10 protein-coding genes are annotated in these 12130 nt (G+C 46.8%); 3 read left to right on the top strand and 7 right to left on the bottom strand.

Annotated features, from left to right (window positions below):
• Nucleotides 1-351: 351 nt before the first annotated feature.
• Nucleotides 352-1575, top strand: coding sequence for an EAL domain-containing response regulator (locus tag ABWW03_RS16110; protein WP_353409979.1), 1224 nt, complete (start codon nucleotides 352-354; stop codon nucleotides 1573-1575).
• A gap of 21 nt (nucleotides 1576-1596) precedes the next feature.
• Here the strand turns inward: ABWW03_RS16110 and ABWW03_RS16105 are convergent, their stop codons facing one another.
• The 6 genes from ABWW03_RS16105 to ABWW03_RS16080 all read right to left on the bottom strand — a co-directional run bounded on the left by ABWW03_RS16105 (nucleotide 1597) and on the right by ABWW03_RS16080 (nucleotide 9105).
• Nucleotides 1597-1788: a DUF3094 family protein gene (locus ABWW03_RS16105; RefSeq protein WP_353409977.1), complete on the bottom strand. Its 192-nt coding sequence runs from the start codon at nucleotides 1786-1788 to the stop codon at nucleotides 1597-1599.
• 40 nt (nucleotides 1789-1828) lie between these two features.
• On the bottom strand, nucleotides 1829-2602 hold the full coding sequence (locus ABWW03_RS16100) for an exodeoxyribonuclease III (protein WP_353409975.1): 774 nt from the start codon (nucleotides 2600-2602) through the stop codon (nucleotides 1829-1831).
• 53 nt (nucleotides 2603-2655) lie between these two features.
• Nucleotides 2656-4188 (bottom strand): hypothetical protein, encoded by a 1533-nt coding sequence (locus ABWW03_RS16095; RefSeq protein ID WP_353409973.1) that lies wholly within the window; start codon nucleotides 4186-4188, stop codon nucleotides 2656-2658.
• A gap of 129 nt (nucleotides 4189-4317) precedes the next feature.
• A complete protein-coding gene (locus ABWW03_RS16090) occupies nucleotides 4318-6093 on the bottom strand; it encodes an acyl-CoA dehydrogenase C-terminal domain-containing protein (RefSeq protein ID WP_353409971.1) in 1776 nt (591 codons plus the stop codon).
• Nucleotides 6094-6533: 440 nt separating this feature from the next.
• Entirely contained in the window at nucleotides 6534-8228 is a 1695-nt protein-coding gene (locus tag ABWW03_RS16085; RefSeq protein WP_353409969.1) for a YHYH protein, read from the bottom strand.
• A gap of 256 nt (nucleotides 8229-8484) precedes the next feature.
• Complete coding sequence (locus ABWW03_RS16080) at nucleotides 8485-9105, bottom strand: MarC family protein (RefSeq protein WP_353409967.1); 621 nt, start codon at nucleotides 9103-9105, stop codon at nucleotides 8485-8487.
• 367 nt (nucleotides 9106-9472) lie between these two features.
• Here ABWW03_RS16080 and ABWW03_RS16075 point away from each other — a divergent pair, with 367 nt between their 5' ends.
• Nucleotides 9473-9952, top strand: coding sequence for a hypothetical protein (locus ABWW03_RS16075; protein ID WP_353409965.1), 480 nt, complete (start codon nucleotides 9473-9475; stop codon nucleotides 9950-9952).
• Between the two features lie 337 nt (nucleotides 9953-10289).
• Nucleotides 10290-11240 (top strand): hypothetical protein, encoded by a 951-nt coding sequence (locus tag ABWW03_RS16070; RefSeq protein ID WP_353409963.1) that lies wholly within the window; start codon nucleotides 10290-10292, stop codon nucleotides 11238-11240.
• 192 nt (nucleotides 11241-11432) lie between these two features.
• On the opposite strand, the gene bioD is transcribed toward ABWW03_RS16070, so the two are convergent.
• Entirely contained in the window at nucleotides 11433-12122 is a 690-nt protein-coding gene (bioD, locus tag ABWW03_RS16065; RefSeq protein ID WP_353409961.1) for a dethiobiotin synthase, read from the bottom strand.
• Nucleotides 12123-12130: the final 8 nt, after the last annotated feature.

Raw genomic sequence — 12130 nt, 5'->3', positions numbered from 1 at the left:
TTCATCACTTTGGCATTATCTTCTCATCCTTAAGTCTTATTGGATATCAACAAAACAAGAGGCCAATTTGGTTCTTTGAGACTGTTTTCCATGCTCAAGCAGCTTTTTCCTTCTCCCAAAGCACAAAGAGGTCGATACTAAGCCTCAAGACGAGATATGACAGGCTTGTGAGTCTGCCTAACAAGATGTTCTACCCACCCGCTTACAGGAAGCACTGTTGATGATTAATGCCGCGCAAAGCTTTCCATAGCTCTGTTCGTGCAACACAGCCTCTTCGAAACACACCCTCTAATCATCTGCTGAACATCGGGTAGTTCGATTACAAGCCATGAGCTTGCTGGAAGCATTATCATGAATATCAATCTGAGCACCCTACGTTGTTTAATCGTAAATGACGATCCCGGTACACTTCTGATGTTGAAGCAACAATTACTTGCTTTAGGCATTCAGCATATTTCACAGTGCCACAATGCAAGCATGGCTCTCGACATGCTTCAGCCGGATTCAACATTTGATATTGTTTTTTCCAAAATCAACATGCCAAGCGTCGATGGCATCGAATTAATTCGCCATATCCATCAGCTGCATATCAACAGCGCTGTTATTTTAGTGACAGAAGAAGATCCTAGAATAACCAACAGCATCCGCCATCTGGCGAGAGAGCTTGGACTGCAATTCCTCGGGGCTCTGCTTAAACCTCTGACCCGATCACGCATTGAAACACTGCTCCGTAAATACAACGCCAACTTTGAACTTGAGCTCAAAAGTGAACAACCCGCTATCAGTGTGTCTGAATTGCACCAAGCGGTTGTGAATAAAGAAATAGAAGCCTACTTTCAACCGCAAATCTGCGTGAGAACCGGGCGTTTGATCGGAGCAGAAGCCTTGGCTCACTGGCGTCACCCGAGTAAGGGCCTGATCACTGCCGAACACTTTATTCCGATGGCAGAACGGCATGGGTTTATCCAGATGATTGGGAACTATATTCTCGATTTCTGCTGTGTGCAGTTAGGACACTGGCAATCTAAAGGGGTCGATATCAGCCTATCCATCAACATTTCTCCTTTAAATTTAAATCGACTGGATCTACCAGATGTTCTATGCGCAATGGCAGAACACCATGGAATACAGCCTAAAAACCTGATTATCGAACTGACTGAAGCCAGCATGTTGGAAGACATTGGCACCAGCATTGATATCTTATCGCGACTTCGACTTCGGGGCTTTCAACTTTCCATTGACGATTACGGCACAGGTCACTCCTCACTCGATAAGCTGCAACAGATACCGTTTAATGAACTGAAAATAGATCGCAGCTTTATTAAATACGCCAGCGACAATGACGCAAGCCGAAGAATTCTTGAGGCAACCGTGGACCTCGCCAAAAAGCTCCAATTGAAGTGTGTCGCCGAAGGAGTTGAACATGAATCCGATTGGGAAATGGTGAGTAATTTACAGTGTGATATCGCACAGGGATTTTATATATCGCGTCCAATGCCCGCGCGAGATTTTATGCCATGGATTGAATCACAACTGCCGAGGTTAAAAGCGTCCGGAATTGGCGCTCGAAGCTAGGTTATACTCATCTATGCCCCTCTAAACCAGACCGGCATCAATAGCGATCCAGTAACTAACGCCACTCAACACTGTCAGCAACAAAACAACAACACCCAATAGATACCAGGGCCGAAAAGGTTTGCGTTCAATACTGTTCACGCCCGTGGATACAAATCTATCGACCTTGGCTTGATCTTCGGGGCTTAGCTTGGGCTCATCACTATTATTCATATTATCTCGCCTGATCTATCTTTAACACTAGACCTCAAGCCTAGCGCAGTACTAATTTGTAATCGATCCACATCGGTGCGTGATCAGAAAAACGGGGCTCTCTTTGAATATGCCAGTCGTAAGCCTTTTTGGCAATATTCGGGGTAACGACGTGATAATCCAAACGCCAGCCCACATCCTTGGCAAACGCTTGCCCACGGTTAGACCACCAGGTATAGACCTCTTCCTCAGTAAGCTCCCGAAACACGTCGACCCAGCCAAATTCATCGTAGATTTTATCAAGCCAAGCACGCTCTTCCGGAAGGAAACCCGAGTTCTTGCGATTACCCCGCCAGTTTTTAAGGTCAATTTCCTTGTGGCATATATTCCAGTCAGCACAAATAATGTATTTTTCACCCGAGGCCATCATTTCCTGAAGACGCGCTTCAAACAGCTCCAGAAAACGATATTTCTTTTCCTGTGCCGCTTCCGAGCTTGAACCCGATGGCATGTAAAGGGAGATGACCGTCACATTGCGAAAACGTGCTTCGATCCAGCGCCCTTCATTATCTGCAGGATCCCAACCCAGACCGCGCGTGACTTCACGGGGCTTGACCTTGGAGTAGATAGCTACCCCACTGTAACCTTTCTTTTCAGCGTCGAATAAAAAACGATGGTAACCTTCCGGGAAAAACACCTCATCATCCAACTGGTGCTCCTGAGCTTTGGTCTCCTGAACACAGAGCACGTCCACATCCTGCGCTGCGAACCACTCAAAAAAACCTTTACGCGCTGCCGCACGAATGCCATTGGCATTAAAACTCATAATCCGCATAGCGGCAGTCCCTCTAAATAAAAGAGGAGATTAGAACAAAATGCGAGCTCATTTTAAAGTTTTCCATGAGCTTCCCAACGATATTCTCGTTCTGTAGAGTCTGGGCCTGGCCACAACGGAAAGGGCGGCTGAATATACAAAGGATACGTCGGTTTGTTCTTGCAAGGCAGCCGTGAGCAACGACCAGTATTACTCACCAAGGCATCCGCGCTGCCACCATCATTGAGGAAATCAGCTCCACTTGAATATAACCATGCTTTTTCCTTTGAATAACCCAGCCCTTCACCATTAAAACGATCTCGGGGAAGCTCCGCCAGAAAACCCGGATGCAGTTGCGCGAGAGTGTCAGGGAGCTCCTTGTTCTCGTGTAGATACTCAGCAATACCCAATCTTGCCAAAAAAACTTGGCTCCATTGACGATACAAGCATTCATCATGCTGGTATTGTTCCATGGTTTCTTTGGGAAGCTCTGCCTGTTCGTATCGGCCAATATCGTTCACATACCAAGGGATACTCTTTTGTTTATCACGAGCTCCGTTTAACTCCTCCAAGCTTTTTTCATTGCTAACACGCTTGTCTTTACACAAAGACAGAACACTGTCACGGCGCTTTGAGAAATAGGCGGCATTACGATGGAGGTTCCTGTTTTTGTGATAAAAATACCTAGGAAAATAATCCATCAGAAACGATCGCATGCTGTCATTATCTGCATAATCACTCGACAGCAATTGATAGAAAAAATCCCATAGATATAAACGCTTTTCACTCCAACTTACAGAACGCAAACCTGGGCCACCCTCCTTCGGAAACTTGGGGCGACTCAAGACACTCTGTTGCATCAATCCAGATTCCATATAACGCTTTCCGACCATGAACTCGCCAATATATGCAAGCTTTAATGCCTCTTCATAGCGAGAATTCCATTGCACAAGTCTACCTTTCAATTCTCCCAACTGCGCCTGGCTAAGTCTCTGGGATAAAAAGGAAAACCATGGGTAGCTTAGGGCTCGATATTGTGAGGCAATATTCACGCCTAAAAACCCCTCTTCGACTAGCTCTGCCATGCGAACATTCATCTTCATTGCGGCCGATAGGTACAGGTAGGCTTGATCGACGGATCGCTCTTCATGGAACTGCCACTGAGATTCCAGAAGCAGCAGCAAAAACAAATCTTCTGCACCGGAAAGCGGAAAGGCCTGCCTTAAATCCGCATAATTGAGTTCCGAAATCAGATAGTAGTCTGCTTCTAACGATTTCATAACGGCCGGGAGTCTGTCGTGACCCAATGTACGGTAGACCTCAACGCGAGATTTATCCCAACGTAAATTACTCAAATACGTTTTTAGCGCATAACGATCCCGGCCATTGTTCAATATTGAAAAATGGCGATCTCGCAAGAACGGCATGTGCTTCATGCCATCGGAGTTCGCCTTCTTGGCAAGAAAACTCTGATATTCTGCTTCCATGCCTCGATCGTCATAAACATCGGCGTCGATTGATCCGATGTAGACCCAAACCGCAATAAAAGACAGGACGGCCAGGGCAACAATCAATAGATACTTCAAATACCTTCCAATAGCAGACATCGTTTTCCCTCTCGATTCCTTCACATCATAGCTTGCACCGAAAGTAGTTTATCACAAGCGATGTATGTTCACTCGAGGCACAAAAAAGCCCCGCATTGCGGGGCTTTCAGAAACAGAACACGAGAGAGCTTAAAACAGCTCTGCCGCCAGGCTCATAATTGGCTCGCTGCCAGCACGAATATTTTCTTTATGGGTATTTGCCTGAGGCAACAAACGAGAGTAAAAGAAGCGTGCCACAGCCAACTTACCTTTGTAATATTCATCACTTCCTTGCTTGGCCATGGCCGCTTTAGCGATACGTGCCCACATATAAGCATGGGCGACATGACCGAACTGATGCAGATAATCGTAGGCCGAAGAACCAATGATTGCTGCATCGTCGCCTGCATTGTCCAGTACCCATTGAGTCGATTCCTGCAAGCCGGTTAACGCCGCTTCCAGCGCAGGAATAAACTCGGACATGCTATCGTCGCAGCTTGCAATAAACTCCTTAATATCTGCCGCAAACAATTCAACAAACTGACCGCCATTCGCGGCAACTTTACGCCCCATCAAATCCATCGCCTGCACGCCATTTGTGCCCTCGTAAATTTGACAGATGCGCACATCACGAACCAACTGTTCCTGCCCCCACTCACGCAAATAACCGTGGCCACCAAAAACCTGTTGCCCCAGAACGGTACAATCCAAAGCCTTATCGGTCACGAAAGCTTTAGTCACAGGCGTCAACAACGCCATCATAGCAGCGCCCTGCTGTTTCTCCTCGCCTTCACCAAACTTGGATTTATCCAACCACATCGCGGTGTAGTGATTCAGTGCGCGGGAGCCCTCAGTATAGGCACGCATGGTGAGAAGCATACGACGAACATCAGGATGAACAATAATGGGATCCGCGGCTTTTTCAGGCGCGACCACACCACTTGGAGAACGACTCTGCAGACGCTCACGCGCGTATTCAACTGCAGATTGCCAAGACCGTTCAGCAGCGCCCAATCCCTGGATGCCTACGACCAAACGTTCATAGTTCATCATGGTAAACATACAAGCGAGCCCCTGATTTGGCTCGCCGACCAGCCAGCCTTTGGCATCGTCAAAATTCATTACACAAGTCGCTGAGCCCTTGATGCCCATCTTCTTTTCGATGGACCCACAGCTCACACCATTGCGTTCCCCAAGAGAACCATCATCATTGACCATCAGCTTAGGCACCAAGAACAAAGAGATGCCCTTAGGTCCCTTTGGCGCATCCGGCAAACGAGCCAATACCAAATGGATGATGTTTTCAGCCATATCGTGCTCACCCCAGGTAATAAAAATCTTATTACCATTAATGGTGTAGCTACCGTCGTCATTTTCCTTCGCGCTGCTGCGAATGATGCCAAGATCTGTACCCGCGTGCGGCTCCGTCAAATCCATCGCGCCGGCCCACTGGCCAGAATACATATTCGGCAAATACTTGTCCTTCAACTCATCGCTGGCGTGTGCATCGATCGATAAACATGCACCTGCCGTCAACATCGGCGCCAAACCAAATGAAATCGACGCCCCCTGAAGCATTTCCTCCACGTGAGCGGTCAAGGTTTTTGGCATGCCCATGCCGCCGTACTCAGGGTTACCACCGAGACCATTCCAGCCGCCTTCGCAAAAGGTCGCATAGGCTTCTTTAAAGCCATCGGGAGCGGTCACCTCACCATCGTCCCAGCGAGACCCCTGCTCATCCGCCTCACGGTTCAAAGGCCCCACGACCTCACCCGCGATTTTAGCCGCCTCCTCCATAATGGCATCGGCTGTATCCATATCCACAGCGCCCGCCAAACCAGGCAATTCAGACCATAATTTCTCTGTGTCGAATACATCTTTCAGCACAAAATGCATATCTTTCAGGGGGGCTTGATACTCGGCCATGGGGATTCTCTCACGTTGATTATCAGGTAGTTATGTACCAGTTTAGCTCTCCTGACAATACAGCCAAGTGATAAGGACAAACCGGTCATTCAAACAGGTGTTTGAAATTACCCAGATGAAGCGTGAAAGTCAATGACGATAGTGATTGCCATCTCGGGTTTCAAATGATGATCGTCCATCTTCAGCAAAACCGAAAACACACAATTCAATTAAATATCAATAAGTTAACAAAACCCCAAGCAATTATTCAGCCGATTATTTATGTGGTCGGATTTTACTGGAAAGGTGAGTTTGTCTAATTTTAGACCATCAGTACTAATTGGAAACTTGAGGCAGCTTGAATAGGCAGGCTTGATCAAAAGGTAGAAAAAAACATGCCCTTAGGGCCAACAGGTTTGAACTGTGCCTCCTTCCAAAGCTGTTGTGAAAAATATCACCCGCTACTCGCCACAGCCGGAACCTTCGTTAATAGAAAGTCGCGTCAGGGTATGCTGTCCTGAACCATACTCAGCGTCACTCGATTCATAAGTGATACGAGCATTCTGACAATCGATATATTCAAAGCGAAGACTACCCCAAGGAATACGCTGAACATCATCGCGGTCAAACAGCTCCCCAAAGCGCGCGCCTTCTGTCATATAGGCATCATCAATAACTGTAAGCTGGGATTCCGAATCCGTTTCTCCAACACCCGAAATATAAACCGGCACACCATCCGGGCGATAACTGAACCAATATATGTTCAGGCGATTCCCGCTCAAGGCTTGCACCATCAAGCCTTCGCCATCTCGCTCGCTGTTGTACCAAGTGCCCGAAGCCTTAGAGCTACTGTTATCACCAACTTTTTCAAAGCAACCCGAACCTAAAATAGCCGAAAGTCGACTGACATCGAATTGCCCGCTTCCAAACCCCGCTACTTGCCCATTGTATTCCACTAAACCGCTGTTACAGCCATCAAAAGAAAAACTCAAATTCCCCCACTCGCTACGCTGCACTGCATTGCTATCAAAGTCTTCACCCCAGCTTGTACCATCGGCGGTATAAGCCGTGACCGTGACTTTTTCATCGTCATCATTGTAAGACCCGGCACCGAAAATAAATAAAGGATTACCTTGTTGGTCGTAGGTAAACCAGTAAGCATTCAATTGATTGTTAACAAGGCTACTCTCGTTCATTTCTACCAGAAAGCCTTCGCCATCTCGATTCATATCGTACCAGGCACCGGACGAACTTTTACCAAGATAAGGGGTGGTGTCGACCGCTTGCCGCAAAAACGAATCGTTGGGAATACCTATCCAGCAACGAGGAATCACTGGAAAGCCACCTGTAATAAAATAAGCATAAGTGCCATCGGGAAACTCGGGTGTTACTGTCAAGCGAGCGTTACACTCATTGAGATCACCTTGCGCTGATTGGTACTCATAATCTTCTACAAAACTACCATCGTAAACTCCACCAGGATTACTGCCATCGTCCGGGCGTGTTCCGGTTTTCAGCACATAACTGCTGCTCATTTCCTTGATAACACTGTTGGCATCACCGGGATCACTGTAGGAATACCGACCATAAATAGGATAGCCATCCGCGGCCCAACCTATTAACGGCGAATGTTGATTAGCCTGCTCATTCAGATTTTCCAACAGGCCATGAGGAATACCGTGATAGTGATAAGTCCCGTTGGGTTGCACATGGGCATTGTGCTGATCCAGGCCCAGATTAATGGCATCGCTGGTGGCCTCATAACGCCAGCCATTAACGCGATCATTCTGATAATACTCTGCTGCGGCAGGATCAAAAGGTACGCCGTTTACTGCAATACCAAATGTATTTAAATCTCCATTCAACAAACGTACATAACGTTCGGGATTCAAACTAAGACGATAACTCAAATTCTGTGAGCTGATACTATTGGGGTTACTCGCATTGGGAAATTGCCCAGTATCGTGATCTGGTATGGCATCAGCTTCAATCAAGCGAGTATTGGCCTCCTCACTGATCACAGCAGCCTCAGAACGAATCGTCGCCTGCTTGGTTTGCTCGTCAATACTGACATCTGGATGGTATCCATGCGCAATTGCATCGAAAGCCATTCCAGCACTGAAACAAAAGACGAGAGATTTTAGCAAATTGTTCATAGACTCACCCAGGCTAATAGATCAACACAACGACTTAAAACAAACAGAATCCACCTGATTAAGTTTTAGGTCTGCAATAGAAGAATAAAAGCACTGAGGAATAGTGAAATCAAGAAACTGCACAAAAACTTCACATTGTAAGAGGGAAATTCATTTTTCGAGGAAAATGAGTAGCGCAATATCATTAGCACTACTATTTGTAAGACTTTCACGATCTAACTTACCAACACTCCCATAAAAATGACTATGTTGTAAATTATAAGAGCGCCTTTGCTCCAGAAAACACCATCTCCACCGAAATAGCCAGAAGAATCATCCCCATCAATCTGTTCATAATCAAGCGCACACTTTGAGACAGAACCTTGCCAATTGAAGAAGCATTATAGAAAACAAGCAATAGAAGCGACAAAATCACCAGTAGAACTGCAGCGACCTCTAAACTCTGAACATACGTTTTTGCATGTGCCACATAAATGATAATCGTGGCGATAGTGCCAGGCCCCACAATCATAGGGAATGTCATCGGATAAAACGCCATCAAACTGAGATTTGACATCTCTTCTTTCTCCGAGGCGGAACCGTGATGGGAAGCCGATTGTTCACCATGGAGCATCGACCAGGCAATGGAAGCAAGCACAACACCTCCTGCCACTCGAAAATCATCAATAGATACCCCAAAGAAACTTAAGATAGCTTGCCCGGTGGCAAGAATAACCATGCACATAAGCGCTGAGTAACAGACAATTTTAAAGGCCAGTTTCCTTTGTCTGGATCGCTCAAGCCCATCCGTCATGACCAGAAAGATCGGTAGATTCACAAACGGATTCATAATCGCAAAAAATGCACCAAGAATCTTAACAAGCTCTGTATAGTCCATACCTTATCCAAAGTATATTAGCCTGGAGATCTCTAACGAATGTATCGGGAAACATAAGAGACCATTCAACGTCTTAATAAAGAGCTTAAACAAGCGAATATAAAATTAATAGTTAAACATTGTGCACTCTCACGCCTAAAAGAGCTCAATTGAGCTGTTTTGAGTAGATATCGTTTGAAGCCCTTAAACCCACACAGCCACCCACAAGGGCCTTAATCTATCCAAAATTAGATTCGCACTTGGATCAAGATAGGCCTGCGGGTGCAACGCTGCTTCTACCCGCTAAACAAAAAACATGACTTTTAGCACTCATTAGCGATCTGAATCCGACATAGTATTTCCCTACGATAAAGCGAGGATTCAGACAATGAGTGTAATTGCAGGAACCCCCCTCTGGGTTTATCCCCTATTTTTGGTGCTGCTGGTCTGTGCGGTTTGGCAGAGCCGTGATAGAACCGCAAGCGTGATTCAGCTGTCGATTCTCCCACTGATATTTCCTGTGATTTCAACCCTAAGACTGATCGAACTTGGTTATATATTGAGCATCGCATACTTATCCATCTTACTTCTTGCCAGTGTTCTCTTGGTTTATGTTCGGATTCAGAACAAAGTTCAGACATCAGCATCATCAGGGAAAGTCAGGCTGGCTAAAGATTGGCTTCGTGGCACAGGCATTCTGCTTATATTCTTCTGCCAATATTATCTGGCTGCACGCCATGCTATGAAGAATGGGGAATTGATGCTTTGGGAATTCGCCACATACGCTTCACTATCTGCACTCGCTACCAGTCCAATGTTAAGCACTGCGATTGCAGCGTGGCAAGTCAGGAGATCCTTGTACAGGTAATATGACACATAGGAACCTTCGAGTTAGACGAATGGCGCCTCGAAAAACCTGTTCAGGCAGGCGCCACACATAGACAGCAAACTTATAAAAACGCGTCTAATTTTTGCCAAGCTGCTCATTTATCAAGCATTCAAAACTTTTCAAAATTCATCATCCTTTTTCAGTTACCTCTTTCGCCACGCCAGTATTCTACTCCCGCCGCTCGAGCTGCCTAGCTAGAGACCAAAAGACACAGATACACGATCTGACATCGAGAACCACCCGTTCTCAAGCGACCTACTATCGTTTAAATCCGATGCTGGTATCAAAGCAGAGGAATATGTAATGGGAATACCACATGAAAAAATACTTAAACCTTTTAAATGGCTCATTGTTGTTGCTGGCAGCCGCCTGCACTCCACTGGTTAGCCAGGCCCAAACCCAAGCCTCGGTCGGGGCTTACGATTGCAGTGCTCAGAGTCAAATACCGACAGCAGAATGCAATGCGCTAAAAGATTTGTTTGCCTCTACCGCAGGAGAATCCTGGACCAACAAGAATAATTGGGGAACCGGCAACCCGGGAGACTGGGATGGAGTAGCGTTGATTGGGGTTGCCCCGAATCAAAACGTGATTACCCTATCGATGGACAACAACAATATGGTTGGCAGCTTAAATAGCAGCTTGGGCAACCTCACCGAATTGCGGCAATTAAACTTTAGCCAAAATAGCTTGACGGGCCCTATACCCAGCAGCTTTAGCGCATTGATCAATATGAGACGCCTCTTTCTATTCAACAATCAATTAAACAGTGGCATTCCGGATATATTTGGCGGGTGGGCGAACGTGCTACTGATTTCGATTGCCGAAAACCCCGACCTAGGGGGCACTCTTCCCAGCTCACTTGGTAGCAACAACAGCCTGGAGCGCCTTTTTCTACAAAACTCTGGTTTAACGGGCAGCATTCCGAACAATCTTGGGGACCTCCCAAACCTGACTCTTATCGATTTATCGAATAACCAGCTTACAGGGGCCATTCCCTTGAACTTTGCCAACGATCCCGCGACGCCAGCGAATGTCAATTTCAGCAACAATCAGCTGGATGCCGATGGCCTGGGCGTAGCCCTCACTCCTGGTGCGTTAGGGGCTTGGGCCTCCGCAGGTATACAACGTGCCCTGAATGACCAAACGGTTTCTGCAGGACCCGCCATACAGGCCTCTTCAGTACCTGCTTCACCACTCTGGAGCCTCATAATTATGTCCCTCGCCCTGTTCTTTGCTCAACGTACCAGGGTTTATGCCAGGCATTAAACGTTTATCAATACTTAGACAATCAGCTGGCGCTGATGCCCAGCTCGCCCCTGTCTCTGCATCCTTGTCACCATTTGAAGGCTGCAATGCTTTCTCCTCAGAGACAGGCTTCGCTCATTGTCGATTCACGGAGATGTAGCGATGAGCAAAAAGCCATGCTGAAAAGAAACTCTATCGGAGCATTCAGCGAGATCAGCGCAAGCCGGGTAAGTCCAGATATTCTGCCGCCTTTTTCATTGCATCGGCTTGTCCAGCAAGGTTAGGAACAAAACCTAGATAAGGTGCGCTGACCCTTCGCTGCAATGTAGCTAGGTTTTCTTCCATGCAACTCATATTAGGATCGACGTGATTGGCTACCCAACCTGCGACTTGCAAACCATCACGAGTGATGGCTTCGAGACTGAGCAAAGCATGATTAATACACCCTAGGCGTAAACCGACAACTAATATAACGGGCAGATTCATTTCCTTCGCCAAATCGGAGAAGTCTTCGCGTTCATTAAGAGGCACGCGCCATCCCCCTGCACCTTCGATGAGCGAAAAATCGTGAGGGGTAAACAATGCGCCACGGCAAAAACCGGCAAGGCGAGACGCAGTCAATCGAAGGCCGGCTTGCTCTGCGGCTATATGCGGTGCAATTGCCGGCTCAAACGTAAAGGGGTTCAACTGATCATAATCCAGAGATTCAGACATCGATTCTTGCAAAATCAAAGCGTCACTGTTCCGCAAGCCACCTTCATGCATCTCGCTACCTGAAGCGACGGGCTTTAACGCCAGACTTCTCAGGCCTTCTGCATTTGCCTTGTGCAATAGTGCTGCGGAAACAAATGTTTTCCCAGCATCGGTATCAGTACCTGTGATAAAAAACGTTTTATTAGCCATAGCTTTTG

Source organism: Pseudoteredinibacter isoporae, from assembly GCF_040372805.1.
In the GTDB taxonomy this organism is placed as follows: domain Bacteria; phylum Pseudomonadota; class Gammaproteobacteria; order Pseudomonadales; family Cellvibrionaceae; genus Pseudoteredinibacter; species Pseudoteredinibacter isoporae_A.
This window is presented reverse-complemented; position numbering and strand designations above follow the sequence as displayed.

Coding starts and splice junctions, on each gene's coding strand:
- ABWW03_RS16080 (WP_353409967.1), bottom strand. CDS start 9,105: ATGGACTATACAGAGCTTGTTAAGATTCTTGGTGCATTTTTTGCGATT.
- ABWW03_RS16105 (WP_353409977.1), bottom strand. CDS start 1,788: ATGAATAATAGTGATGAGCCCAAGCTAAGCCCCGAAGATCAAGCCAAG.
- ABWW03_RS16085 (WP_353409969.1), bottom strand. CDS start 8,228: ATGAACAATTTGCTAAAATCTCTCGTCTTTTGTTTCAGTGCTGGAATG.
- ABWW03_RS16110 (WP_353409979.1), top strand. CDS start 352: ATGAATATCAATCTGAGCACCCTACGTTGTTTAATCGTAAATGACGAT.
- bioD (WP_353409961.1), bottom strand. CDS start 12,122: ATGGCTAATAAAACGTTTTTTATCACAGGTACTGATACCGATGCTGGG.
- ABWW03_RS16095 (WP_353409973.1), bottom strand. CDS start 4,188: ATGTCTGCTATTGGAAGGTATTTGAAGTATCTATTGATTGTTGCCCTG.
- ABWW03_RS16070 (WP_353409963.1), top strand. CDS start 10,290: ATGAAAAAATACTTAAACCTTTTAAATGGCTCATTGTTGTTGCTGGCA.
- ABWW03_RS16100 (WP_353409975.1), bottom strand. CDS start 2,602: ATGCGGATTATGAGTTTTAATGCCAATGGCATTCGTGCGGCAGCGCGT.
- ABWW03_RS16075 (WP_353409965.1), top strand. CDS start 9,473: ATGAGTGTAATTGCAGGAACCCCCCTCTGGGTTTATCCCCTATTTTTG.
- ABWW03_RS16090 (WP_353409971.1), bottom strand. CDS start 6,093: ATGGCCGAGTATCAAGCCCCCCTGAAAGATATGCATTTTGTGCTGAAA.